Source organism: Moorena sp. SIO3E8 (assembly GCF_010692445.1).
GTDB lineage: Bacteria > Cyanobacteriota > Cyanobacteriia > Cyanobacteriales > Coleofasciculaceae > Moorena > Moorena bouillonii.
This window is the reverse complement of sequence record NZ_JAAHHM010000007.1, coordinates 36,095-60,773: the sequence shown is the minus strand read 5'-3', so window position 1 is coordinate 60,773 and position 24,679 is coordinate 36,095. Positions and strand designations below refer to the sequence as shown.

Annotated in this window: 23 protein-coding genes; 11 read left to right on the top strand and 12 right to left on the bottom strand. The window is 44.5% G+C overall.

The annotated features are described in order from the left end of the window. Positions 1–66: 66 nt before the first annotated feature. Positions 67–4,968 carry a HEAT repeat domain-containing protein gene (locus F6K46_RS05120; protein WP_293053225.1) on the bottom strand — a complete coding sequence of 1,634 codons (4,902 nt, stop codon included), beginning with the start codon at positions 4,966–4,968 and terminating at the stop codon, positions 67–69. After that, positions 4,965–6,329, bottom strand: coding sequence for an ATP-binding protein (locus tag F6K46_RS05115; RefSeq protein WP_293053228.1), 1,365 nt, complete (start codon positions 6,327–6,329; stop codon positions 4,965–4,967). The genes F6K46_RS05120 and F6K46_RS05115 overlap by 4 nt, the downstream gene beginning before the upstream one ends. A 1,352-nt stretch (positions 6,330–7,681) precedes the next feature. Between F6K46_RS05115 and F6K46_RS05110 the strand changes: the two genes are divergently transcribed. The 3 genes from F6K46_RS05110 to F6K46_RS05100 all read left to right on the top strand — a co-directional run bounded on the left by F6K46_RS05110 (position 7,682) and on the right by F6K46_RS05100 (position 9,133). Next, positions 7,682–7,939, top strand: a complete 258-nt coding sequence (locus tag F6K46_RS05110; RefSeq protein WP_293053231.1) for a hypothetical protein — start codon at positions 7,682–7,684, stop codon at positions 7,937–7,939. A 570-nt stretch (positions 7,940–8,509) separates the two neighbouring features. Continuing rightward, complete coding sequence (locus F6K46_RS05105) at positions 8,510–8,926, top strand: helix-turn-helix domain-containing protein (protein WP_070394850.1); 417 nt, start codon at positions 8,510–8,512, stop codon at positions 8,924–8,926. A gap of 84 nt (positions 8,927–9,010) precedes the next feature. Beyond that, positions 9,011–9,133, top strand: coding sequence for a hypothetical protein (locus tag F6K46_RS05100; RefSeq protein ID WP_293053234.1), 123 nt, complete (start codon positions 9,011–9,013; stop codon positions 9,131–9,133). A 3-nt stretch (positions 9,134–9,136) separates the two neighbouring features. On the opposite strand, the gene F6K46_RS05095 is transcribed toward F6K46_RS05100, so the two are convergent. The 4 genes from F6K46_RS05095 to cobM all read right to left on the bottom strand — a co-directional run bounded on the left by F6K46_RS05095 (position 9,137) and on the right by cobM (position 11,459). Then, positions 9,137–9,490, bottom strand: coding sequence for a phenylpyruvate tautomerase MIF-related protein (locus F6K46_RS05095; protein WP_293017429.1), 354 nt, complete (start codon positions 9,488–9,490; stop codon positions 9,137–9,139). Between the two features lie 126 nt (positions 9,491–9,616). Further along, the gene (locus F6K46_RS05090; protein WP_293053236.1) at positions 9,617–10,102 is read right to left on the bottom strand and encodes a flavin reductase family protein; all 486 of its coding nucleotides are present in this window, start codon (positions 10,100–10,102) and stop codon (positions 9,617–9,619) included. Between the two features lie 105 nt (positions 10,103–10,207). Further along, a complete protein-coding gene (locus F6K46_RS05085; RefSeq protein WP_293053239.1) occupies positions 10,208–10,624 on the bottom strand; it encodes a zf-TFIIB domain-containing protein in 417 nt (138 codons plus the stop codon). Positions 10,625–10,661: 37 nt separating this feature from the next. Beyond that, entirely contained in the window at positions 10,662–11,459 is a 798-nt protein-coding gene (gene cobM / locus F6K46_RS05080) for a precorrin-4 C(11)-methyltransferase (RefSeq protein WP_293053242.1), read from the bottom strand. Positions 11,460–11,600: 141 nt separating this feature from the next. On the opposite strand from cobM, the gene F6K46_RS05075 reads away from it, so the two are divergent. Then, entirely contained in the window at positions 11,601–11,807 is a 207-nt protein-coding gene (locus F6K46_RS05075) for a hypothetical protein (protein WP_293053245.1), read from the top strand. A gap of 163 nt (positions 11,808–11,970) precedes the next feature. Here the strand turns inward: F6K46_RS05075 and F6K46_RS05070 are convergent, their stop codons facing one another. Both F6K46_RS05070 and ychF read right to left on the bottom strand, forming a co-directional pair. Next, positions 11,971–12,327 carry a phage holin family protein gene (locus F6K46_RS05070; RefSeq protein ID WP_293053248.1) on the bottom strand — a complete coding sequence of 119 codons (357 nt, stop codon included), beginning with the start codon at positions 12,325–12,327 and terminating at the stop codon, positions 11,971–11,973. A 27-nt stretch (positions 12,328–12,354) separates the two neighbouring features. Further along, positions 12,355–13,446, bottom strand: coding sequence for a redox-regulated ATPase YchF (gene ychF, locus F6K46_RS05065; RefSeq protein ID WP_293053251.1), 1,092 nt, complete (start codon positions 13,444–13,446; stop codon positions 12,355–12,357). Positions 13,447–13,906: 460 nt separating this feature from the next. On the opposite strand from ychF, the gene F6K46_RS05060 reads away from it, so the two are divergent. Beyond that, a complete protein-coding gene (locus tag F6K46_RS05060; RefSeq protein WP_293053257.1) occupies positions 13,907–14,419 on the top strand; it encodes a Ycf51 family protein in 513 nt (170 codons plus the stop codon). A 165-nt stretch (positions 14,420–14,584) separates the two neighbouring features. Beyond that, positions 14,585–14,731, top strand: coding sequence for a hypothetical protein (locus F6K46_RS05055; RefSeq protein ID WP_293053260.1), 147 nt, complete (start codon positions 14,585–14,587; stop codon positions 14,729–14,731). Here the strand turns inward: F6K46_RS05055 and fetB are convergent. Next, the gene (gene fetB / locus F6K46_RS05050; protein ID WP_293053263.1) at positions 14,707–15,486 is read right to left on the bottom strand and encodes an iron export ABC transporter permease subunit FetB; all 780 of its coding nucleotides are present in this window, start codon (positions 15,484–15,486) and stop codon (positions 14,707–14,709) included. The genes F6K46_RS05055 and fetB overlap by 25 nt on opposite strands. A 181-nt stretch (positions 15,487–15,667) precedes the next feature. On the opposite strand from fetB, the gene F6K46_RS05045 reads away from it, so the two are divergent. The 3 genes from F6K46_RS05045 to F6K46_RS05035 all read left to right on the top strand — a co-directional run bounded on the left by F6K46_RS05045 (position 15,668) and on the right by F6K46_RS05035 (position 18,790). After that, entirely contained in the window at positions 15,668–16,078 is a 411-nt protein-coding gene (locus F6K46_RS05045) for a hypothetical protein (RefSeq protein ID WP_293053266.1), read from the top strand. A gap of 245 nt (positions 16,079–16,323) precedes the next feature. Beyond that, the gene (locus tag F6K46_RS05040) at positions 16,324–17,619 is read left to right on the top strand and encodes an RNA-guided endonuclease TnpB family protein (RefSeq protein ID WP_293053269.1); all 1,296 of its coding nucleotides are present in this window, start codon (positions 16,324–16,326) and stop codon (positions 17,617–17,619) included. A 43-nt stretch (positions 17,620–17,662) separates the two neighbouring features. Further along, positions 17,663–18,790, top strand: a complete 1,128-nt coding sequence (locus F6K46_RS05035; protein ID WP_293053272.1) for a DegT/DnrJ/EryC1/StrS family aminotransferase — start codon at positions 17,663–17,665, stop codon at positions 18,788–18,790. 10 nt (positions 18,791–18,800) lie between these two features. On the opposite strand, the gene F6K46_RS05030 is transcribed toward F6K46_RS05035, so the two are convergent. Beyond that, positions 18,801–18,950 carry a hypothetical protein gene (locus F6K46_RS05030; protein ID WP_293053275.1) on the bottom strand — a complete coding sequence of 50 codons (150 nt, stop codon included), beginning with the start codon at positions 18,948–18,950 and terminating at the stop codon, positions 18,801–18,803. Positions 18,951–18,964: 14 nt separating this feature from the next. Here F6K46_RS05030 and F6K46_RS05025 point away from each other — a divergent pair, with 14 nt between their 5' ends. Beyond that, entirely contained in the window at positions 18,965–19,159 is a 195-nt protein-coding gene (locus F6K46_RS05025; RefSeq protein ID WP_293053278.1) for a hypothetical protein, read from the top strand. On the opposite strand, the gene F6K46_RS05020 is transcribed toward F6K46_RS05025, so the two are convergent. Further along, complete coding sequence (locus F6K46_RS05020) at positions 19,101–19,883, bottom strand: DUF561 domain-containing protein (RefSeq protein ID WP_293053281.1); 783 nt, start codon at positions 19,881–19,883, stop codon at positions 19,101–19,103. The genes F6K46_RS05025 and F6K46_RS05020 overlap by 59 nt on opposite strands. 159 nt (positions 19,884–20,042) lie before the next feature. On the opposite strand from F6K46_RS05020, the gene F6K46_RS05015 reads away from it, so the two are divergent. Continuing rightward, a complete protein-coding gene (locus tag F6K46_RS05015) occupies positions 20,043–21,140 on the top strand; it encodes a serine/threonine-protein kinase (protein ID WP_293053284.1) in 1,098 nt (365 codons plus the stop codon). Positions 21,141–21,255: 115 nt separating this feature from the next. On the opposite strand, the gene F6K46_RS05010 is transcribed toward F6K46_RS05015, so the two are convergent. Beyond that, complete coding sequence (locus F6K46_RS05010; protein ID WP_293053287.1) at positions 21,256–24,450, bottom strand: phosphoenolpyruvate carboxylase; 3,195 nt, start codon at positions 24,448–24,450, stop codon at positions 21,256–21,258. Positions 24,451–24,679 lie beyond the last annotated feature (229 nt).

The window sequence follows — 24,679 nt, the reverse complement described above, 5'->3', positions numbered from 1 at the left end:
CAGTCTACAAGAGAGCCTACGCAAAACCCTCTTTTTACCTGCTCCCTACTCCCTGCTCCCTACTCCCTATTCCCTACCTACAACCAAATCCCACAGCACATCAATACCACTGCCCACATAGTCACAATCCTGGTGTTGTTCAATCCATTTAATCACACTGGGGAGAACATGATTGGATGTTTTTCCCAATTTGCCCAAGGCTTCGGCTGCCCTCCCACGTACCTCAGAATCGTGATCCTGAAGCAGTGCTAAGAGGGTGCTGACTACGGTTTCTGAGCTGTTGCCTAAATTGCCCAAGGCTTCGGCTGCCCTCCCACGCACAACAAGATCATCATCCTGAAGCAGTGCTAGGAGGGTACTGACTACGGTTTCTGAGCTGTTGCCTAAATTGCCTAAGGCATCGGCTGCCTCCCCACGCACAACACAATCATTATCCTGAAGCAGTGCGATTAGGGCGCTGACTATGCTTTCTGAGCTGTTGCCTAAATTGCCTAAGGCATCGGCTGCCTCCCCACGCACAACACAATCATTATCCTGAAGCAGTGCGATTAGGGCGCTGACTACACTTTCTGAGCTGTTGCCTAAATTGCCTAAGGCATCGGCTGCCTCCCCACGCACAACACAATCATCATCTTGAAGCAGTGCGATTAGGGCGCTGACTACGGTTTCTGAGCTGTTTTTCAATTGGCCCAAGGCATCGGCTGCTTCCCTACGCACATCAGAGTCATCATCCTGAAGCAGTGCGATTAGGGCACTGACTACACTTTCTGAGCTGTTGCCCAATTTGCCCAAGGCATAGGCTGCCGCCACACGCACATCAGAGTCATCATCCTGAAGCAGTGCGATTAGGGGGTTGACTACGGTTTCTGAGCTGTTGCCCGAATTGCCCAAGGCCAGGGCTGCCCTCTGACGCACACTATAATCATCATCCTGAAGCAGTGCGATTAGGGGGTTGACTACGGTTTCTGAGCTGTTGCCCAATCTTCCCAAGGCATCGGCTGCCCCCCCACGCACATCAGAATTCTTATCCTGAAGCCGTGCTAATAGGGTACTAAGTACGGTTTCTGAGCTTTTGCCTAATCTGCCCAAGGCATAGGCTGCCCACCGATGCACATCAGAATTCTTATCCTGAAGCCGTGCTAGTAGGGTACTGAGTACAGTTTCTGAGCTGTTGCCCAATCTGACCAAGGCATTGGCTGCCTTGCTACACACATCAGAATTTTCATCCTGAAGCCGTGCTAGCAATATTGTAATTACCTCATCCTTTTCCCCTAACTCAGCTCGATAGTTTAGCAATCGTTCCTGATCAATTAAATGGGATCGCTCTTTCAACAATTCCAATACCTGTGCCTCAAAATCCGTTTCATACAAATTGCCAATTACCTGAAAGACCTGCTCATAAACCCTCTCGCCAACCCGCTCCTCACTACTCACCTCCAACTCAACCAACCGCTCCAAAATCTGTTGCACTAACCCACTATCAGTACCCCGCAAATTTTTCGGGTCTTCTGCCAAACACTTACCAGCAAACAACAAATCCCGATGCAACCACTGCTCATAGTTACTATTATTAGTCAAAACTGCCTTAATCGCTTTTGCCGCTTTCTTCGGTTTTTGTTGTGCTATGAGCAATAGTAACACCTCGCGCCAGTGGGAGTCATGCAAATGCTCCCCAATGTGATTCAAAACAATCTCAAAATCTCCCTCATTATCCGCCTGATAGTTAATTTCCTGGGCACACAAATATTCCTGAAAGGTCTTATGAACAAACCCATAACAATCTTGCCCTTGCTCATTCAACAAACCGGTGCGCTCGCGAATCAACTCCACAAACCGTTTCGCCTCTTCCTTGGCCTGATACAACTGCACGTGCTTCAATGTCTTAATCTGCTGACTCAACTGATCAATCAACTCATCCCGGTCTATAAGGGTGCCACTGTCGTTATCTTCAACATTTCCCTGGGTATGAATCCAATAAGCCAACCATTCCATCAACCGCCGTAAATCATCCAAACCCAAATAAGTTAACCACTTATCACTACTTAATTCCTTATTGGCATCCCAAGAAGTTAACAAGGTCTCCACCGCCTTGTCATAAAGCTTATAGCGTTCCTTGGGCAATGCCGCTTGATACCGATGAATTAATGCAATAATTGTCAACAACAACGGATTCTGTGCCAACAAGTTAATCCGGTCATTATCCTCCAGAACCTTTCGTAAACTCTGCTTGCGCCTTTGAGCCTCTGATTGGTCTTGAAACCGACTGTTATACCAGTTATCAATAAATGCTGAAATTTTTTGGTCATCAAAGGGTTGGATTTGATAGTGGGGAAAGTCCTCAGTGCGGAAAAAGTCCCGTCGATAACCAGCCGGACGAGAGGTAATAATTGCCCGATTTCTGTCAAACTGTCCTAAAAAATTATTGATACGACTGACTACATCATACCGTTTAGCGTCTTCTGCTACTTCATCCAAACCATCCAGCAATATCAACGCCCTACCATCAGATAACCAATGCTCAAAAAATCCCACTGGTAAGGTGTTGACTGCAATCCTTTTCTCAGCAAACCCACGGGCATAGTCGATCAGGCTTTGATCTGGATGTCTCGCCAAATCCCGCATCCTAATTAAAATCGGTAGCCAGTCGGTATTAGCATCTAATCCCAAAACCTTAGGATTGCTCTGAGCTAACATGACGGCAAAATAACTGATCAAGGTGGTTTTACCAGAGCCTGGCGCACCCAATATTACTACTCTTCTGGACTGACTTTGGCTCAATAACTGCTCAGCCAAAAATTTCCTGCCAGTTGTCTTTTCCAACAGCGCCTTTTCCGATTTTTCCCCACTTTCCCTTACCAACCGCTCCAATTCCAAATCCCTAGGAGTTAACACCTCCTCGACGACATCTGGCATTACAAAAATCTGGGCTAATTTCTCCGATTTTTCTACCTCTTGCCCAGGCACAGCAATGCCAGCAAATTTAACATCATCAAACCAGTTAGCTAACTGTTGACAATAATCCTGTTTAGCCACCTGATACTTGAGATAAGTAGCAGTTTGCTGAAAATAAGCATTAACAAACGTCTCCACCCAAGGCTTGAGACTGTCTTGATTTAGTTTAATATTATTAGCTTCAGCTTGCTGTTGAAATACCGTGATTAAAATCTCTCGGTCTGGCTTACCTTGATTGATTAAGGGTTTTTGGAATTCCGCCAAAACAGCAGACTTAGTAAAATAGTCGCGCCAAAACTTCTTAACTCCATTCCAGCCATCTGGGGGAGCGTTAAAAAATAAGCGCTGTTGACTATCGAGTTGTTTTTCCCATTCATCAACTGCTTCTGCTCCAGCTTGGATGGCTTTTTCCACATCGATTTTAGTCAGGGATTGAGTTAAGCGATCCCATCCTTTTCCCGAAACAATCCCCAACAACGATTCCGCAATGTTCGGGATTGACCACGGTTTCGTTAATCGTCCCAACTGAGCTAGAGCATTCTGGCGCTCAGATCGAGCTTCATCTGAGCTTGGTTCAATTTCAATGGCTTGATCGTAGCTCTTGATTGATTCCTCTAACCGCCCTATACTCTTTAAAGCATTACCTCTATTAAACAGAAGCTGACTAAAGAAAGCCGTTTTATCAATTTCCAATTCTTGGGAAATCTTGATTGCCGTATCATAAGCAGCTATGGATTGTTCATACTGCTTAAGGGAATAGAATACTCTCCCCAAACTACTTAAAGAATCTACTTTTCCATTAAGGTCACCAACCTGATCTTGGATTGGTAAAGCCTGCTGAAAATACTCAATCGCTCGTTGATATTGTGCTAATGCTCGGTAAGCATTACCCAAGCTAGTTAAAGAAGCTGCCTCACCCTTGCGATCGCAAATGTCTCTTTGAATTCTTAAAGCCCGTTGAAAATATTCAATCCCTCGTGTATACTGACCTAAGGATTGATAACTATTACCCAAATTAGCTAATAAGAATGCTTCGCCCTTAGCATCATCAATCTGCTGTTGGATGGTCAAAGCTGGTTGAAGATAGTCAATCGCCTGTTGGTAATCACCCAAAGACAAATAGGTTTCACCTAATCCCCCCAGGGCACTTGCTTGACTAACTTGATTATTTATCTGTTCAGAAATAGCTACAGCTTCTTGATAAGAAGATAGTGCTTGATCATAGTGTTCCAAACCCTGAAACACATTACCTATTGTTGTTAAGGTGCTCGCTATTTCGGCTTGATCACCTAACTTTCGGTAAAGTTGTAGTGCTTCCTCATAATAAATCAAGGCTTCATCAAACTGTTTAGATTCAACAAGTTGCTCCCCTTGAGACCGTCGTAAATCACTTAGCTCACGGTCAGTATAAACAGTGTCACCGATCTGAACATAGTTAGTAACATCTATCTGATGCTCTCCCTTATCAACTGACATTGCTATTGTAGCAGTAACGTCTACCTTATCTACAGAAAACTCAAAAACACCTGCGCTCCAATCAAAGAAATCCGGAGCACGGCGAATAAAGTATTTAATAGCAAACGCTGGCAACACAAAAACGAAGCAAAGAGTTGGAAAATTATCTCGAAATAGCTCCCGCCGTTGGTTTAAGTGACTCAAGATGGTAGGGACAGTATCAAGATTGTAGTAATCCCCGTCTCCGCCATATCCTGGCTTGATATAAGGTTCTAAAGATTTTTCGAGACCTTGAATGAAAAGAATACTCAAGTGATCGCGGTCGAGAATATATTTAACACGATCATAAAGATTATCAATGGGCTCGGTTAATGTTAAGGTTGCTATTTGCTTCTGGGGTAAATCCTGATGCACTCGCCCAATGATCCGCTTAGCCTCCGCTGGAGGACATTGCATGAACACAATCCCAAATCCCCTCCGTCGCCTCAGCGATCGCAAAAAGGCTTGGTAAATTTCCTCCCTAGAGGGTTGACTATCGTTAGATGAGTTAGCAACACTCATAAAGCTCTCACCTTGGCAAGTACATCTTGAAATCTTGGAATCCCTTCGATTAGTGGATGAACGTTACACCAAATCTGTAGGTTATCGTTTTGATCATAATAGCGGTATTCCAAGAGACAGCGCTTAAACAACAAATCTAAGTGAGCATCATCATTATATGCCTGCTTGAGATGACATGCTCGCGCTAAAGTTTCCCATTCACTCTCCTGTACAGTCTTCTGATAGGTCTCTCGTGTTTCTTCAATCGCTCGCTTTGCTGCTTTTCCAGTAATCGGTAGTTCATCTGTCCAGTCAATCGCTTTCTGGATTAATTGCATCAAGTTTCGGACATGTCCACCACTCATTAGACAAAGATTCTTTAAGGTCTCACCGTTATCAAATACCGGCGGAAAATCTAGCCCGTCTACTTTCCCCTCTAGGGTTTGAAGTAAGTTGGGTTCGATCAGGCCAATCCGACGGCAGATCAATTCCCTCATTTTGTCTAGCCCTAGTTTATTTTCTGTTCCGTCTGGATTGCGGATCATGATCATTGGCAATACATCAGGTTTATCGTAATTATTTTCGAGCTGAGTTGCCCGTCCTGAGTACACCATCTTTATTGGCACGGTATAAACTACATGACAAGCCAATCTTCGTAACATTTCACTGCGATTCAGATAAATGTCATCATAGTTACTTGGTTTCCCTATTTCTTGGGTTTCTGCCATGCGATCAAGGTTGTCAACAATCAGGACAATTCCTTGACTGTCAGCAGACAAGGAGTTTTGAGCTTCCTGGATAAAGTCGTTGAGAGCTTCGACTAAAGATGGCGTATTGGCGTTGATTTTTTGGCGGAGTTCACGGCGTTTATCTGGTGTTGCTCGAAGGTTAGTAGTAATCTTAGCAAACTGTGAGATTTGCCCCTCTAAACTTAACCCATCAAACGCTACCTCGGTCAGGGCAATATCCTTTAAGGATTCCCAACGATCTTTCATCCAATTTAGTAATGGATTATGCTCTTTAAGCTTAATTGCTTCTACCAAGTGGCGAGTGCAAGCAAAGATAATATCTGCATAATCAGCATCTTGGGGTTCAATATCTTCGTCATCTGCGGCAAAGTAAACCACAAAATACTTCTGTTCTTCTAAATAGTCTTTTAGCCGTAAAAGTTCAGTAGATTTACCGACTCCTCGGTGCCCAGTGTAGAGCTGGCATGTTGGCTGCTTAGAGCGCCTAATTTTAAGTCCTAACTCTCGAATAACTTCCCAACCTCCACGAACGTCTTGACAGTCAACATAAACCTCTTTAAGGGCAGGCCGAAAAGGTTCAAAGGAACTATAGATTTCGCTCAGTAAGTCCAACGCCACGACTACCTCAAACAATGCTTTAGTTTAGATAGTATTTATTATAGTATAGCATGTTTAAATTGGGTAAGTAATTTTATTATTGGGAGTAGGGAGTAGGGAGTAGGGAGCAGGGAGCAAGCAATAGGTAAAAAACTGTGTATTTTTTTACCATTATCAACGCTACACTTAACTAATTTATCATCCCGAAAAAAAATGCGATGCTCTGAGCTGCTAAGCGATTGACCTGCATGTCACGCTAGGCGAACGCACTCCCAAACTCTAATACCTAACCCCTAATTCATCAATCTAACCCTTAACTCCTGGGTTTCGATCCCCCTAAATCCCCCTTAAAAAGGGGGACTTTCCGGAATTAAACTTTTGATAAACAGGACTTGACTGACTCCCCCCAATGTACACGGGGGGCTGGGGGGGATCGAGCTAAAAAATGTGATATAAAGCCATGGAACTATTTATAAACTATAGGATCGCACTCCCAAACTCTAATACCTAACCCCTAATTCATCAATCTAACCCTTAACCCCTAGGTTTCGATCCCCCTAAATCCCCCTTAACAAGGGGGACTTTCCGGAATTAAACCTTTGATAAACAGGACTTTCCGGACTCCCCCCAATGTACACGGGGGGCTGGGGGGGATCGAGCTATAAAATGCTATAGAAAGCCATGGAACTATTTATAAACTATAGGATCGCACTCCCCAACTCTAATACCTAACCCCTAATTCATCAATCTAACCCTTAACCCCTAGGTTTCGATCCCCCTAAATCCCCCTTAACAAGGGGGACTTTCCGGAATTAAACTTTTGATAAACAGGACTTTCCGGACTCCCCCCAATGTACACGGGGGGCTGGGGGGGATCGAGCTATAAAATGCTATAGAAAGCCATGGAACTATTTATAAACTATAGGATCGCACTCCCCAACTCTAATACCTAACCCCTAATTCATCAATCTAACCCTTAACTCCTGGGTTTCGATCCCCCTAAATCCCCCTTAACAAGGGGGACTTTCCGGAATTAAACTTTTGATAAACAGGACTTGACTGACTCCCCCCTTTGATAAGGGGGGCTGGGGGGGATCGAGCTATAAAATGCTATAGAAAGTCATGATAATTTTAATAAAAAATGCGATTTATCTGCATGTCACGCTGCGCGAACGCTCTGAAATATACCAGGAAAAAACGCTCTCAAAAAAAAATGCGATCGCTACTACTAAATTAAACTAAAAAAGCAATAAAAATAATCTAATATTTTTTATTAATACCCCCCCACAGCAAAAAAATATTCAAAAAAAAATCTGAAAAATACTTGACAAAATAAATAATTATTTATTAACATAGAAAGGTCCCAAAATTCAACAACAAAAAACAGTATGGACATCGAAAACTTTCTCCCAAACTTTGAGTATAATCCCAACAATCCTAATTTCCCTGAATTATCTGGCCAAGGGCAGCCAGGACGGGAGCAAATCAAACATATATTGATCGGTTCTCCCAAAACCGTCCGGGTCACAATCTATAACCTTTATAGCCGTGGCTACGCCCAAGTTCATGAGTGGAGCACTCCTCAACCTACTGGAAATTCTGGACAGGTTATCAGTATATTGAGTCGATATCTGTTGGTAGATTAAGATAGGAACTTGCCAGGGATTCCAATCCCTGGCGACAGGTCAAAACTCAGCAGAAAGTACGAAGTCTAAAGTATCAAACCTAAGTTGGTATGTTGTTGATTTGGTGAACACATAGTCAAGAACCCTAGGGCTATTGACTATTACAAGAAATAATTCGGTCAAGCATTGGAATTAACCAGGACTTGACCGAATTTTTTTTATTGAGGGAACAGGGAACAGGGAATAGGGAATAGGGAGTAGGGAATCGGGAATCGGGAATCGGGAATCGGGAATCGGGCAGTAACGCACCACTGGGTCAAGCAGCTTTAATGAGATGCACTCACAGCACCCCTAGCGACAGTGCAATAGTTTTTTTAGCTCTCCATGTTAACCACTTATACCACCCATAGTGACAGTGCAATAGTTTTTCTAACTATCCACGTTAACCACTTTTAACATCCTTACCACCCATAGTGACAATGCAATAGTTTTTTTTAACCAACCACACTCTCCACGCTTACCACCCATAGCTTGCATCTTTTAAAAAATCGTGTTAAGATAACAATATCGTCAAAACAACGGTTTTTCGCCATGATGATTTCTACCGCACAAGCCGCTGAATTACTAGGTATCTCTGCCACTCGCGTCCGTTTCCTGTTGAGCAAGGGCAGAGTTAAAGGTGCTTATAAGGTCGGTAGAACTTGGGTGATTCCCTTATTTGATGGCATGCCCGTGGTTACCCCTGGCACTCGTGGACCAAAGCGGAATTGGTCAAAGCGTACAAATTACACTAAGGCTGTGATCCACGTGAACCAGAAAGTGATTCGCCAAAATCACAACACCGGCGAACGCAATCCGGTGATTACTGTCAAACGAGGCTCTAAAAACACTTACGGTCATACCGTCGAAGTCAATGGCCCTTGTCGGGTCATGTATCGCCCGGATAATCCCCTACACTGTGGAGCACGGGTATGGATTGAGACTATTTCTGACTTTAAAGTGAGCTGAGCGGCCAAGAGTGTGGAGAGAGGCGAAAGGGATAAAATAGTTGGCGAAAATCTTGGTATCTTTGAGAACTATTGTATTGTCTTGATGCAATCGCTCATGGTGGAAACCACACCCACCACTTGTTCCCTGTTCCCTGTTCCCTGTTCCCTGTTCCCTGTTCCCTACTCCCTACTCCCTACTCCCTACTCCCTACTCCCTACTCCCTAACCTCTAACCAAACGTTGACCCATTCCACCCCCACATATGTCTCTGGGCATCAGCAAACTCAATATAAATTCGGTTAAGTGCTACACCCAAGGTCTCATTAATCGTCTTGCAAAAATCCTGACTCATGGCCTTAGTTTGAGTGGGCTTCATGGTGCCAATATTTTTAATTTCCACATAGCAAACAGGGTCAAAGCTACCAGCAAACGTCATAGCCACACCAGACTCAAACGCTGTCATCACATAAGCTTCTGGTTTACCCACATGCTCGGCTAGTTTTCCAGAAAGGCTTTTCAGCAACCCTTCAACCGCTGCTGATTCTGGAGCATCAATAGAAGTTTGAACTTTAATTAGCGGCATAGTCTTGATATCACACTCTAGTTGAGGTTTTGAAGATAAATTTTAAGCTGTCAGCCGTCAGCTATCAGCCGTCAGCCGTCAGTCGTCAGCCGAAAGCTGATTGCTGATTGCTGATTGCTGATTGCTCTAACCGCCATACTGCCAACCAGTGCTTTCTAGTAACAACTGATCTCCTTCCCGATGAATGCCGGAACCAACGACTTCAGCAACAAAGACCGTGTGATCGCCTTCTTCCACAGTTCCTCTGACCTGGCATTCTACATAACCGAGGGAGTCAGAAATGATCGGACAACCAGTTACTTCTCCAAAGTAAAATTCTACATCAGCAAACTTATTACCAACGCGACTTTGGGGTTTAAAAAATTTGGCTGCCATATCTTTTTGCCCACTATCGAGGAAGCTTAGGGCAAATACCTCTGTTTTCTTAATGATGCCGTGGGAGCCAGTATCTTGTTTAACACAGTTAACTATTAGTGGCGGTTTGAAGGAAGACTGCATCACCCAGCTGACCGTGAAGCCATTGATTGTTTCTTCACCATCCCTGACCCCACAGATATATAGACCATGGGGAATTTTGCGCAGCATGGTCTTTTTTGCTTGTTCGTCTAGCACGAGTCTTTCTCCGATACTTTTTAGCGATCGCGTAGCGTGAGCTTTTGGGCAAAGCCCGACGCTGCACGAACGGTCAATGGCAATTAGTTTACAGAATTTTGGTTTTCAAAACACAGGATTGGGCATGTCCTTTTGGGTTCTAAACATGCGCTTAACTCGATGTAGAACACCTCTGGGCTGAAAATTATGCTTATACTGCCTGAATTCTCCAGCATCTAGCCAAACCCCGTGGCATTCGAAACATTTTTCGTACCAGATGCTGTACTCATCAATATCAAGCATGCGGACCATTTTAGCTCCGCAGCGGGGACAGTAAATATCATCATTGATCTGATTAAGCTCAGAGCCAATTTCCGGGTCTCCAATATCTAGACTCTCAGAACCTTTAATCTTTTTGAGTATTTCGGCCTCTAGGGAATCAAACCAAATGCCTTTGCAGTTGACACAGCGGTCTACTTCAATGTCATGGCAGGTAACTGGCTCTAATGTTCCTGTACACTTTGGGCAATTAAGTTGCTTCACACTTCCACACAAAAATTAACCTAACCTTAGTTATAGTTTACACAATAGAGGGGTGAGGACGAAAGAGGTGGGAGTGTTCAGGATGATAGAGACGGGAACGGGTTTTAAGGCCATCAGGGTTTAAAGCTGTCCTTAGTGCTGGACTGATTAAGTAAAGGGTTGTCCGAATTAAATTGTGCTCATCAGTAGTTGCTGCCATTTTGTCAAGGTCAACTAGCCAGATTTTTTCATCTGGCCAACCAATGCGGAAGCAAACCGCTACTGGTGTATCAGCAGAATAGTGTTTTAGGAGTTTGGCTTGAGCCGCTTCTACATGACGAGCACTGAGATAGAGACACAAACTAGCTTGATGGGCAGCTAAGGATGCTAATTCCTCTGAGTCTGGAACCGCAGAAGCACGACCACTGATCCGAGTCAGGATAATCGTTTGTACTAGTCCCGGTATAGTTAGCTCAACACCAAGTTGTGCCGCTGCTGCTTGAAAGGCGCTGATACCTGGGATAAGTTCAAAGGGAATAGAGGCTTCCTTTAGAGCTTGCATTTGCTCGTGGATAGCACTATATAGAGTCAAATCTCCTGAGTGTAGCCTGACCACAGATTTATGCGATCGCACTCGTTCAATCATCAGTGGCACAATCTCTTCTAGGGTTTTGTTGCCAGAGCGAATAATTTCGGCATCAGCACGAACACTCTCTAACATCTGTTTGGGCACTAGAGAATCTGCCACAATAATAACATCTGCCTTTTGGAGGATTTTCAAGGCTTTGACAGTTAATAAGTCTGGAGCGCCTGGTCCAGCACCGATGATGTAGACTGCTGGTGCTATTGAATTCATATAGTAGTTCTCAATTGGGTAAGGTATAAAGTGGTAGGGAGTAGGGAGTGGGGAGTAGGGAGTAGGGAGTAGGGAGTAGGGAGTGCAGGGCTCGGGCGTGGATATTTCAAGACAAACGAAAACTACACGGATTTAACCTAGATGCACGGATCAGATGGTCATTTGTTATCGGTGTATCTTCGGTGTTTGTATATCCGTGTAGTGCCAACAGGCCAAGGAGCTAGAGTTTGTTATCCTTTGCCCCTGTTGTGTTTACCTGTTGTGTTTACCTGTCTGTTTAAGCATTCAGCTATCAGCTATCAGCTATCAGCTACCGGACGCGATCGCTGCACCAGGTCGGATGAGTAAAATGACCAGGGATTTCCAAGCAGTTGTACCAGCACCCCCGATGCTTGTTTACTATCGACCGTTGATTAGCTGACGGCTGACGGCTGACGGCACCTCAAGTAGCATCTCAAGTAGCGCATAAGCTGTCTGTCTACCTGTCTGTCTACCTTTTAGTGACCAACAATCAAGTCAAGGTTCCGAGCAGCTTATAGATCAAGGAATTAACGAAACCAAGGGCAATTGCGCCAATCAAAGCGCTCCAAAATCCCCAGCGCAGTCGGAATCCCGTTACCAAAGCAGCGGCTAAGCCAAAAATAATGGCGTTGACCACAACAGCAAAAACCCCAAGAGTCAAGATAGTAAGAGGAAGAGCTAAAACATCCAGGATTGGTTTCAATAGGGCATTGAGAATGCCGAACACCACTGCTGAAACCAATGCTTTCTCAAAACTATCAATCTCGACACCAGTTGGGAGTTTGGAAATGATCAACAAACTGATTGCAGTAACCAAACATGCAATTAAAAGACTAACAATATCCATGGGTATAACCCCTTAGAGCACCACTACTTACACATTAAAGCGGAAAAGCATCACATCTCCCTCTTGCACAACATAATCTTTACCTTCTGAGCGAACTAACCCTTTTTCCTTAGCAGCGGTCATGGCTCCAGCGGCTACCAAATCCCCATAAGCAATGGTTTCCGCCCGAATAAAGCCTCGCTCAAAATCCGTGTGAATTACCCCAGCCGCTTGGGGGGCTTTCATGCCAGCAGTAATAGTCCAGGCACGAGTTTCCTGGGGACCAGTGGTGAGAAAGGTACGTAAGCCCAACAATTCGTAGGTAGCACCAATCAAAGATTTTAATCCCCCTTCTTCCACACCAAGGGACTGAAGAAAATCCTCTCGCTCTTCCTCAGGTAACTCAATTAGTTCTGACTCTACTTGAGCAGAAACCACTACCACTTGAGCATCTTCGGTAGCAGCAATTTGCCGCACTTGCTCGACCCAGTCATTACCAGTAGCTAAGTCATCTTCAGATACATTAGCGGCATAGATGACTGGCTTACTGGTCAGTAATCCCAATTGCTTGACTGACTCGGCTTCTTCTTCTGTTAAACTAATCTGGCGCGCTAATTTGCCTTCATTCAACCCAGCGCTCAAGGTTTCCAAGACATCAAGTTCCATCTTGGCATCTTTGTTACTACGAGCTTGCTTCCGGGTACGCTCAATCCGGCGTTCCACTTGCCCTAAATCCGCTAAGGCTAATTCTAAATTAATTACTTCAATATCCCGCCCTGGGTCAACGGAGCCGGAAACATGGATGATGTCATCATCATCAAAGCAGCGCACCACATGGACAATAGCATCGACTTCTCGGATATTGGCTAAAAACTGGTTACCCAAGCCTTCCCCTTTACTGGCTCCCTTGACTAAACCAGCAATATCCACAAACTCAATCCGAGTTGGCACGATTTTCTGAGATTCAGAAATCTTTGCCAGAACCTGCAACCGCTGATCTGGGACAGCAACTACACCCACATTCGGCTCAATGGTACAAAAAGGGAAATTAGCAGCATCTGCCTTGGCATTGGCAACTAGGGCATTAAATAAGGTTGATTTGCCTACATTGGGCAGTCCAACAATTCCGGCTCTTAACATAGTAGTCTAATATAGTGCTTTAAAATGGACAATGGACAATAGAAAATTGAACCGATCGGCCAGCTGTTCTACTATTGTATCAATTATCGCTTATCTTATTTATTTTTAGTTTATAATGATAGTTGATAAATGGTTGATTATGGTTTCAACTAAATTGGTTATTTTGAGTATTATAGATAATATAACTTTGCTCACCCTAAGTTAATTGGTTGGTATTTTTTTATAGGTCTTCAAAAGCTTATTAAAAGTGTTATGTCCAAAAATAGGATGCTCCCGAATCTAGAAGCTACTCTAGTTGGTTGAGTGGTCAGTTAGCAATTATTCATTACCGATTAGCAATAGCAATCCTAAATCCATTGTGATAATTTTTGATGCCCTACTCCCTATTCCCTGTTCTCTGTTCCCTGTTCCCTGTTCCCTGTTCCCTTTGCTAAATTACCAATTATCAACTCTCTAAACTATGCCAACAACAGCTGATTTTCTGATCTACACTAAATGGTCAGGTATTCTGACTTTAGCCTGTGGCTTAATTGCTATACTCGGTTTTATCTTAAAATGGGGTCTCCGGTTTCGCCTGGTGGGAGTCACTGGGTTTATGCTGGTGCTAACCGCTAGCTTTTTCTCCTTATCTTTAGTACCCTTTACCCGTACTACCATTCCAGGGGCAATCCGATATACTGTAGTCTACGATAATGGTGGTAACCAAACGGTGATTGCTTTGCCCCCTACTGCGACAGAGTCGGAAGTAGAAGCGACACTGCGGCAAGCTGCTAGTAATTTTTATTCCTATGGACGCCTCGGTGGCGCAAATAACCAGTTAACGATTCGAGCCCGGACGATAATCCATCCGGAAACTGGTGTATCCAAGCCGGTATTGTTGGGTCAGGTTATGCGATCGCTTTCCGAGCGTGATGATCCAGATATGGTGATTGAAGTCTATTCCCAAGAATTTGCTCAATTGCCTCAAGAGTGATATAATAATAGGTTTAAACTGACACAAGGCGCGAAAGCAAGGCAGAGGGAATCCCCCCTAACCCCCCGCCCGGAAGGGGGGCAGGCAGAAGGCAGAAGTAAAGGAGTAAGGTTTCAAGACAGAATGTTTTTTATCACTAATTATCCGGACATGATGTGAGAACTAATGGTCTTTCGCCGACTCCCTACTCCCGACTCCCGACTCCCTACTCCCGACTCCCTACTCCCTACTCCCTACTCCCTACTCCCTAAAACATGGGACTGTGTACCTCACCCAATGGATAAATGCTATATGGTTAACTGCTCAGACTGATTAAAAAATTGCCGTGTCAACCCATAGGTTATCAATAAGGTTGCGATCAAGTTAGTAAATGCGAGCATAAACATAATTAATATCTGATAGGAAGCAGCATTCAAGGGATCAATACCACTTAACAATTGACCTGTGATGATTCCCGGTAAAGTCACCAGTCCCACTACCATCATGGAGTTAAGAGTAGGAATCAACCCAGCCCGAATCGCATCCTTACGGTAACCGGCTACTGCTTGTTGTCCCGTTGCGCCTAAGCTCAAATGGGTTTCGATTTCCAGAGTGCTCTTGCTAATGGTGCTAACTAGGCGTTCCCCTGCGATCGCAGCCCCATTCATGGCATTGCCCAGCACAATACCTCCTAAGGGAATCAGGTACTGGGGTGCATACCAAGGTTCTGGTTGAATCATCAATAGATTTGTATAGATTAAGGTCAATGCTGTACTGAAGAACAGGGAACTGAAAACTATTGGTAAAAGTCTCGGGATCTTGTGGTTACTAATCCGATTGCGGGCAGTAATCGTACCAATAGTCAGCATTACCATTAAGATAGCTAAAACAGGGATCGGGTGATCTAAGGCAAAAATCACAGCCAGTACATATCCCACAACAATGAGTTGCACGATAGTTCGGCCAGTTGCGATCGCTAGTTCAACTTCCAAACCCAGCCTTTGCCAGCTGGATAAACCAATTGCGATCGCCATCATGCCCAATCCCCACGCTAAATCGCTAAGATCGAGTTCAATTAAAGAATCCACCAGCCACCACAGCTAACTTGTTTTAATCCATTGTCTCAGATGGTCTGTTAATTGTGATGGCAGTTGGAGGTTAACCGGTTGAAGGTTAACCGGTTGAAGGTTAATAGGTTGAAGGTTAACAGGTTGAAGGTTAACAGGTTGAAGGTTAGAAGACTAGTTTTCAAGCATCCACCATCCCAGCTTGGCCTATTGGCCACGCGCTTCGCAGCAAAGCGGGACTATCGGCAGAGCCGTTCGCCTTTGGCGTGGCCTACGGCCTCCGCTACGCGAACGTCCATCGCGTTCAACCTTGGCCTATTGGCCACGGGTGCGCGTTCAAACCTTGGCCTATTGGCCACGGGTGCGCGTTCAACCATTCAACCTTGGCCTATTGGCCACGGGTGCGCGTTCAACCTTGGCCTATTGGCCACGGGTGCGCGTTCAACCATTCAACCTTGGCCTATTGGCCACGGGTGCGCGTTCAACCATTCAACCTTGGCCTATTGGCCACGGGTGCGCGTTCAACTTTCCAACCTTCCAACCTTCAAGGCCAGGAGTAAAAATTAAGCTACAGGTAAAATTTGAACCCTTTTTGGGAAGAATTGTATTGTAACAAAAATCGCGAAATTCCCCAACCTCGTGCGTTGTAGGTTGGGGAACGAAGTTACCGTAAGTATAGTGGAGCCTTAGTTAATAAGTTTTAACCCCTTTTCTGATAACCAGTCCCGTGTAAAGGCTCCACTATACTGAGGTTTCGTCTCCGGCATGGATAGCGAGCCAAGGACTTGACTTATACCTTGACGCCTTAATGCAAAACATATATAATAGTAAGGAAGGTCGATCAAGAGGTTGAGTGCAATGAAGCATAGAGCCGTCAAAGTTAGAATTTATCCTACGCAAGAGCAAGTTCAAATACTGGCTCAGCATTTTGGATGTGCTCGCTGGTGGTGGAACTACGCCTTGAATCAATGTATAGAAACTTACAAGGAAACTGGCAAAGGGCTAAAACAGTCTGCACTCAACTCTATGCTGCCAAAACTCAAAAGACAAAAAGAGACTGAATGGTTAAAAGAGTGCTACTCTCAGGTCTTACAATCTGTGAGCCTCAACCTTAGTCGTGCCTATCAAAATTTCTTTGAGGGTAGGGCTGAATATCCTAGATTCAAATCATATCATCATCGCCAATCGATTCAGTATCCCCAAAACGTGAAACAAATTGGGAGCTGCTTGAAGTTTCCTGGGAAACTAGGTACTATCAGGGCAATAATCCATCGACCACTAGATGGAGAAATTAAAACTGTAACTGTCAGCAAAACTCCATCCGGTAAATACTATGCTTCTGTGTTAATGGAGTACGACGACTTAGATGATGTACAACCTTCTACAGAGGTGCGGTTAACCTTGGCGAATTTAATTCGCCAAGGTCAGCCGCACCTAGGGAAGGTGATGGTCAGTAAGGAACCGCTAAAAGCGATCGGGATTGATTTGGGTATTAAGGATTTCGCGATCACCTATGACGGCGAAAAGACCTCTAAGTTTGGAAATCCCAAGCATCTAGCTAAGTACGAAAAGAAACTGGCAAAAAAACAACGTATTGCTGCTCGAAAGAAAAAGGGCAGTAGCGGGCGAAAAAAAGCCATAAAGATTGTAGCTAAGGTATACGAACGGATTGGAAATGTCCGTCAAGACTACTTACATAAGCTATCCAGAAATATAGTTGATAACAATCAAGTAGTAGTAGTCGAAAACCTAAATGTCAAGGGCATGGTTCGTAACCACAAATTAGCTAAAGCAATATCTGATCTGGGCTGGGGAACCTTTGTCAACTTTCTTTCCTATAAGTGCGAGAAAGAAGGGAAAGTGTTGGTTGAAATAAACCGATGGTTTCCTAGTTCCAAAACCTGTTCTAATTGTCATTATAGAATCAAAGAGTTGCCACTAGATGTAAGATCTTGGACTTGTCCAAGCTGTGGAACTCACCACGATAGAGATGGTAATGCGGCAAAAAACATTAGAGCAGAAGGAATCAGAATGCTATCCTCCTCTGGGACGGGGGAGGTCAACGCCAGTGGAGAAGAAGTAAGACCAAGACGCGGACGTCCGTCCAAGTTAAGGCATTCTTCAGTGAAGCTGGAAGCCCCGACCTCTACGTAGTAGGTCGGGGTAGTTCACAAGCAACTTAAGGTGTGAGGAACAAGTGAATACTATACCCCCTCTTGACTTAAAACGGCAGTACCAAGTTATTGGAGAACAAGTCAGTGCTGCTGTCGGTGACGTTCTTTCTTCTGGACGTTATATTGGTGGTCCAGTGGTAGAGCACTTTGAGCAACAGTTTGCCGCTTACATCGGTACCCTGGAATGCATTGCATGTAACTCTGGCACAGACGCTCTGTATCTCGCCCTGCGAGCTTTAGATATCGGACCTGGTGATGAGGTAATTACCACACCCTTTACCTTCATCGCTACCGCTGAAGTAATTGCTGAAGTTGGTGCTACTCCAGTCTTTGTCGATATCAATGCCGAAACCTTTAATATCGATCTCAATCAGATTGAAAAAGCTATTACCCATAATACTAGAGCAATTATACCAGTTCACCTATTCGGACAGCCAGTGGATATGACTGGTGTGATGGATATCGCCAAGACTCATTGTCTTGCAGTAATTGAAGACTGCGCCCAAGGGACTGGTGCTGAATGGGTGGGAAAAAAAGTTGGCAGTATTGGACATATTGGCTGTTTTAGCTTCTATCCCACCAAGAATCTGGGAACCTGTGGCGATGGTGGTGCGGTAACTACCAATGACAAAACTATTGCGGCCTCAATACGGATGCTGCGAGACCACGGTAGATCCTCTGGTTATTACCATAAAATCAATGGTATCAACAGCCGTTTAGATGCCGTACAAGCCGCTATTCTTAACGTAAAGCTACCCTATCTCGATGGTTGGAACAATGCCCGTCGCCAGGTAGCAACCCGGTATCACCAGTTATTGGAGCCATTACCTGAGATAATCCTGCCTCGGGAAACCCCTGGGGGACACTCCGTCTGGAACCAGTACACCATTCGCCTAACTCAAGATAGCAGCAATAGCAACTATCGGGACGAGGTACGCCAAAAATTAAAGCAGGCAGGTATTAGTTCTATGGTCTATTACCCCCTGCCATTACACTTGCAGCCAGTCTACAAAGACTTAGGCTATCACATCGGTCAGTTTCCAGTTGCTGAGCAAGTCTGTAATCAAGTATTGTCCTTGCCAATGTTCCCAGAACTTACCGTTGAAGAACAGCAACAGGTAGTTTATGGATTGAAGGACTCTTTAGTTTAAAGGTTGAAGGTTAACAGGTTGATGGTTGAAGGTTGAAGGTTAATAGCTTGAAGGTTAATAGCTTGAAGGTTGAAGGTTGAAAGTTAACAGGTTGTTCGCCCTTGGCGTTCTCGTAGGGTAGGTTAACAGGTTGAAGGTTAGAGGAGTAGTTTTCAAGCATCCAACCTTGGCCTATTGGCCACGCGATCGCGTTCAACCTTCAACCTTCCACCCTTCAAACCTTGGCCTATTGGCCACGCGATCGCGTTCAACCCTTCAACCTTCAACCCTTCAAACCTTCAACCCTTCAAACCTTCAACCCTTCAAACCTTCAACCCTTCAAACCTTGGCCTATTGGCCACGCGATCGCGTTCAACCCTTCACCCTTGACCCCTTCCAGGGATTCTACCAAGCTGCGAACCGCTGCTACCATGGCCACTTCGCTATCTAACTGATTGATAGCGGAACCAACGCCAACACCAGCAGCACCAGCAGCAATGGCCATGGGAACGGTCACACTGGATAATCCGGAAGCACACAACACTGGTACTGACACAGCACGAGAAATTTCATAGGCAGCTGCTAAGGTTGGTGCTGCTTTTTCAATTAAACCCAAGGTGCCAGCGGAGCGAGGTTTACTGCTGGTACCCCCTTCAGTTTGAATAATATCGGCTCCTGCTTTGACTAATTCTGCCGCTAGTTCTACTTGCTGATCTAACTTTAGAATGTGGGGAACAGTTACTGATAAGGTTATATTGGGTAGTAATTTACGGGTTTGAATGGTCAGTGCCAATACGTCGGAAGCATCAAACCACTTCCCCTGAGCATAAAAGCTATCAAAGTTACCAATTTCAATCAGATCAGCGCCAGCTTGGATAGCAATAACAAATTGCTTTGGTTCTACAGCAGAAACACAAATTGGTAAATCCGTTAACCCTCGTGCCAACTTAACTAGATCGGGTGAGGCGGCAATATCGACAAAAGTCGCTCCACCCCGTGAAGCTGCTTTGACTACAGCAGCAACTTTCTGGGGATCAAAAGTATTTAAGCCACTAATTACTTTCAGGCAACGACCTTGGTCCAAGGCTTCGTTTAGTTTGTGATGCATAGTCATGTTTTCTGTTTACCCCTGTATTATCAACCAACTTTACCTAATTTTTAATTAACTGTAGGAAATTTTTTTTCTCTCTGAATAATTCTGCCAAACCCGTATATTTACGCCTAAACTAAAAGCATATCGGTGCTGATGGCTACTCCTTCTATATAAAAATAAATGAATTTCCCGCAAGTCAAGCTATCTTCTTTTCACAGTGATGTCTTAAAGAATACCGAGTTAGGTCAACTTTGTGGCAAAAAGCAGCTATTTCGCGATCGCTATGAAGTGTTACGGATGATTGGTCGAGGTGGTTTCGGTGTCACCTTTTTAGCCAAAGATACATCCTTACCGGGTCAGCCGTTTTGTGTCATCAAGCAACTTCGTCCCAAATTCAGTGATCCAAAAGCATTACATAACGCTCGTCAGCGGTTTGAGAGAGAGGCAAAAATTTTGAACAAACTGGGGACTCACCCCCAGATCCCCATGCTGCTCGATTATTTCGTAGACGATGGAGAATTCTACTTGGTTCAAGAGTACATTCGAGGCATTACCCTAGCTCGGTTGGTGAGGCGTTCTGGTTGCTTATCCCCAGGAGCCGTTAAAGATTTTCTGCGAGACATACTACCGTTATTGCAGTACATCCATGACCATGGGGTAATACATCGTGATATCAAACCTCAGAATATTATTCTTTCTCATGATGGTCGGTTGGTACTAATTGATTTTGGGGCAGTTAAGGAGTTAATTGCCCAAGCATCAGATAGCAGTGTAAAAAACCCAACTACCCATTTCATCGGTACTGTAGGATTTGCACCACCGGAACAGTTTAGCCTACGACCCGTGTATAGCAGTGATATTTATTCCCTAGGGGTTACCTGTCTTTACCTACTCACTGGAAAAGCCCCCCTACCATTTCAGAGCGAGCGCCAAACTGGTGAACTGAAGTGGGGCAAAGCATTGGAATTGAGTGATTCCTTTGCTAATATTCTCAACAGAATGCTGGCTATTTCCCTCAAAGAGCGTTATTCAAACGCAAGAGCGATCCTAAGGGCTTTGGAGAATAAATCACTTCAAGAGAATCTTGCCGAGTTTCTAGTTATTCAACCTCAAGCTAATCAAAACCAACGACAGGCAAAGCAAAACACCGGGAAAAGTCAGAAGTATACACCTCCTACAGAAAAAACGGCGATCGCGATTAGAAAATGGAAACAAAGGATGCAAGCCAGACAGCGCCACAAGGATATCAACAGAGTTGAACATCTATTTAATCATTAGGCTAAATTGGCAATTACAAGGATTCCGGACAAAAAAAGACTAACAGTGAATAACTTCGCCATTGGTTCGTTTTTCATCCTTCATCCTTCATCCTTCACTTTCCATTCTTTACAGGTCAGCCAGTATTACGCATGCCAGCAGCAATACCGTTGATCGTCAATAAGGCTCCTCGTAGTAACTCTCCCTTACTATACCGGGATTGAACCACACCCAATGTTACCTGGTTGCTATGTTGACGCAGACGTTTGAGCAAAGATACCTGTAAAAATCCTAAGGGAACGATGGTACCATTACGCAACTGTACAGACCGTTGTAAATTTGGGTCGCCATCTAGCAGTGTTTGGTGTCCTGTGATCGTCAGGACTAAATTGCAGGTAAGGTTAAATTCCTTAGCAATTTGCTCAAACAAATGCTCGAAGCGTTCCAGGTCTTCAGGGTTTGAAAGTTCCTTGAGATAGTGGTGAGCAATTTGTAAATCCACCTTGGCTAAGGTCATCTCTACTTTGGAAATAACCATTTTGAAGAAGGGCCATTTTGAGTAGAAACAGCGCAATAGGTTGATATTCTCCTCTGGATCCTGATCGACAAAGCTTTGTAGTGCAGTGCCAACACCGTACCAGCTCGGTAGCAAGAAGCGGCTTTGAGTCCAGCTAAAGACCCAAGGAATTGCCCGCAGACTGCTTAAATCCTTCTTCCCTGATTTACGCCGTGCAGGTCGAGAACTAATTTGCAACTGGCTAATTTCTTGAATCGGTGTCACTTGATGGAAGAAATCTACCAGATCTGGTTGCTCGTGAATCAGAGCTCGGTAATGGGTACGGGAGGTCTGAGCTAACTCCTCCATAATTTCATTCCAGGGCTGGATATCATCAAAGCCATTATTGAGTAAGCTAGCTTGAATCACTGCTGTCGCTATTGTTTCGAGATGATAGAGCGCTAGTCCTGGAAGAGAGTACCTAGAAGCAAGGACTTCCCCCTGTTCGGTAATTTTGATTCGGCCATTGATACTGCGACCCGGTTGCGCCAGGATAGCTTCATAAGATGGACCACCACCACGACCGACTGAACCACCACGACCATGGAAGATCCGTAAAACAATACCGTACTCTTGGGCCACGTGCTCTAAGGCTTTCTGAGCTTTGTGGATTTCCCAGTTGCTACTGAGGAAGCCAGAATCTTTGTTACTGTCGGAGTAGCCGAGCATTACCTCTTGTAAGTTAGGAGAGGTTAAAGCTTGAAGATTATTTGGTTGTTCAGCTTTGGCGTTTGAGGATGGTAACTTATTTGGTTGTTCGCCTTTGGCATTCGAGTAGGTTAGGTTTAATGGGCTAACCTGCAACTGTTGATATCCACCAGCCAAACTAGCACGATACAAGGGTAGCTCAAACAGGGATTTCATTACTGCTGGAGCACGCTTGAGGTCTTCGACTGTTTCAAACAGTGGCACTACGCGAATGGTACTTTGACCAGTGGCTGGGTCATACAGACCAGCTTCCTTCGCCAACAAGAGGACTTCTAACAAATCGCTGGCCGTATGACTCATGCTGATGATGTAGGTTTGGCAGATTTGGGGACCAAACTCTTGTTGCAGTTGCCGCACCATCCGGAAGGTTTCGATAGTCTCGCAGGTTTTTTCCGAAAATGGCAGTTCTGTTGGGATTAATGGACGTCGGGTTCGCAACTCAGCGGTTAACCACAAGCATGCTTCGGATTCCGATAGCAAGTTGTAGGGCTTAGGCAAAACTTGCAGGTACTCAGCAATTTCACTGAGGGCTTCTGAGTGGCGAGAACTTTCCTGGCGAATATCTAGGTGAGCCAGGTAAAAGCCATAAATTTCCACCTGACCGATTAAATTGTCTAACTCACGACAGTTCAACCCGGTTTCCACCAGATTACTCTCAATCAGCTTTAGTTCTGCCAAGAATTCTTCTCCAGAGCGGTAAAAACTCCAGCTTTTACCATTAGCCATCTCATCTGGTACAGGCATACCATTGGCAAGCTGTTGGTTTCGCTCACGGGTGTTTTCCAGTTTTTGCTTAACGTAGGTCAGTTTAAGTCGATAGGGTTCTTGCCGATAGCGAATGGCGAGCTGTTCGTAAACCTCTGGCAATTGAGAGCGGTCTTGTTCTAGAGAGTCTAACAGTTCCGGTAGCACATCACACCAGTGCAAGGACAGACTTAATAATTCGGTCAGATTCTTAACCTCACCTATATATTTACCCAGCACCAAATCTCGTTGATAGCAGGCAGTTTGCCAGGTAATTTGGGGAGTCACAAAAGGATTACCATCCCGGTCTGACCCTACCCAAGAGCCAAAATTAAAGAAGTTCTTAGCTGGTGGGTTAAGCCAGGGGAATGAACCCTTTAAGGCTTGCTTGAAGCGACTATACAATTGGGGTATAGTATCAAACAGTACTTCTTGGAAGTAGTGAAGAGTGTAATCTACTTCATCAAGTACTCCTGGCTTAAACTGATGTAGCTCATCGGTGCGCCACCAGAGGCGAATTTCTTCCATGAGCTTTTGGCTACATTCAGTCACCTCCCAGGACGAAGTGATTCCTAAGGTACCATAGGTTTGCTCCGCTTGGTCTAATTGTTCCAGAATCTTAGCCATCCGTCGCTGTTTACCCCGAATGGTACGACGAACGATTTCTGTGGGGTGAGCTGTGAAAACCAAGCGAATATCAAGATTGTCAATCAGCCGCTGAATTTGACCTGGTGGCACATTCTGCTTGTGTAAGTGGGGAAATAACCAATCCAGTAGCCCTAATTTTCTTTCGGATCCTTGGTTTTCCTGGTGGCTCTTTTCGATAACATTGGTAACGGCACCCCCTGGTTGAGTAACCTCATTGCCTATTTCCACCTCTTTGTCAACAGTTACAACAGTTGAGAAAGAGGAATTACCATTTTTTGTTAAAATACCTTGGCCGAAGGGGCTTAACTCAGGTTCAGTGCTTCTTCGGTAAGAGCGGCGTCTTGAGAGTTGTTGATTTCGCTGTTCATAATGTTGTTCGACAATATTGATCAGCTGAAAGTAAAGAGCAAACGCTCGTGATGCCCGGATAGCCTCGTTAAGGTCAAGCTGTTGGATTAAATCAGCAACTGAGGATTGAGGATCTTCAGTCGCTTGTCCTTCTGGAGAACACAATTCCCGCAGTTGCTTGAGTAAATCAACGAGTTCCTGACCACATTCAGATAGGAGAACAGATTCCCACAAATCCTCTACAATTTTAAGTCGATGGCGCAGAAACAGGTCAGAAGTAGCTGGGAAGGTTGATTCTTGATTAGATGGAGATGGGATAAAACTCATAGGCTCTATCTATTCCCTATACAAAGCTGATCTATTTTACGGGTTTGAGGTTCTTTGGAGTAACTAAGGAACAAGAATTTAAATTTATTGGGAAAGCTCATGGAAGCTTAACATCTTTACATTAACTTTAATACTAAGCCAACTTGTTAAGTATCTGTAAAAATCATTAAATTTATGAAATTTGACTATTGGGTATACCTGTGAAACTACTAATGTTTATGAGTTTTTA

Excerpts from the sequence above, each read along its gene's own strand:
- F6K46_RS05010 (WP_293053287.1), bottom strand. The coding sequence starts at position 24,450 with ATGAGTTTTATCCCATCTCCATCTAATCAAGAATCAACCTTCCCAGCT.
- F6K46_RS05015 (WP_293053284.1), top strand. The coding sequence starts at position 20,043 with ATGAATTTCCCGCAAGTCAAGCTATCTTCTTTTCACAGTGATGTCTTA.
- F6K46_RS05095 (WP_293017429.1), bottom strand. The coding sequence starts at position 9,490 with ATGCCGCTAATTAAAGTTCAAACTTCTATTGATGCTCCAGAATCAGCA.
- F6K46_RS05105 (WP_070394850.1), top strand. The coding sequence starts at position 8,510 with ATGATGATTTCTACCGCACAAGCCGCTGAATTACTAGGTATCTCTGCC.
- F6K46_RS05040 (WP_293053269.1), top strand. The coding sequence starts at position 16,324 with ATGAAGCATAGAGCCGTCAAAGTTAGAATTTATCCTACGCAAGAGCAA.
- F6K46_RS05020 (WP_293053281.1), bottom strand. The coding sequence starts at position 19,883 with ATGACTATGCATCACAAACTAAACGAAGCCTTGGACCAAGGTCGTTGC.
- F6K46_RS05100 (WP_293053234.1), top strand. The coding sequence starts at position 9,011 with ATGCAATCGCTCATGGTGGAAACCACACCCACCACTTGTTCCCTGTTC.
- F6K46_RS05070 (WP_293053248.1), bottom strand. The coding sequence starts at position 12,327 with ATGGATATTGTTAGTCTTTTAATTGCATGTTTGGTTACTGCAATCAGT.
- F6K46_RS05120 (WP_293053225.1), bottom strand. The coding sequence starts at position 4,968 with ATGAGTGTTGCTAACTCATCTAACGATAGTCAACCCTCTAGGGAGGAA.
- ychF (WP_293053251.1), bottom strand. The coding sequence starts at position 13,446 with ATGTTAAGAGCCGGAATTGTTGGACTGCCCAATGTAGGCAAATCAACC.
- F6K46_RS05075 (WP_293053245.1), top strand. The coding sequence starts at position 11,601 with ATGCACGGATCAGATGGTCATTTGTTATCGGTGTATCTTCGGTGTTTG.
- F6K46_RS05055 (WP_293053260.1), top strand. The coding sequence starts at position 14,585 with ATGGTCTTTCGCCGACTCCCTACTCCCGACTCCCGACTCCCTACTCCC.
- F6K46_RS05110 (WP_293053231.1), top strand. The coding sequence starts at position 7,682 with ATGGACATCGAAAACTTTCTCCCAAACTTTGAGTATAATCCCAACAAT.
- F6K46_RS05060 (WP_293053257.1), top strand. The coding sequence starts at position 13,907 with ATGCCAACAACAGCTGATTTTCTGATCTACACTAAATGGTCAGGTATT.
- F6K46_RS05030 (WP_293053275.1), bottom strand. The coding sequence starts at position 18,950 with ATGCTTGAAAACTACTCCTCTAACCTTCAACCTGTTAACCTACCCTAC.
- cobM (WP_293053242.1), bottom strand. The coding sequence starts at position 11,459 with ATGAATTCAATAGCACCAGCAGTCTACATCATCGGTGCTGGACCAGGC.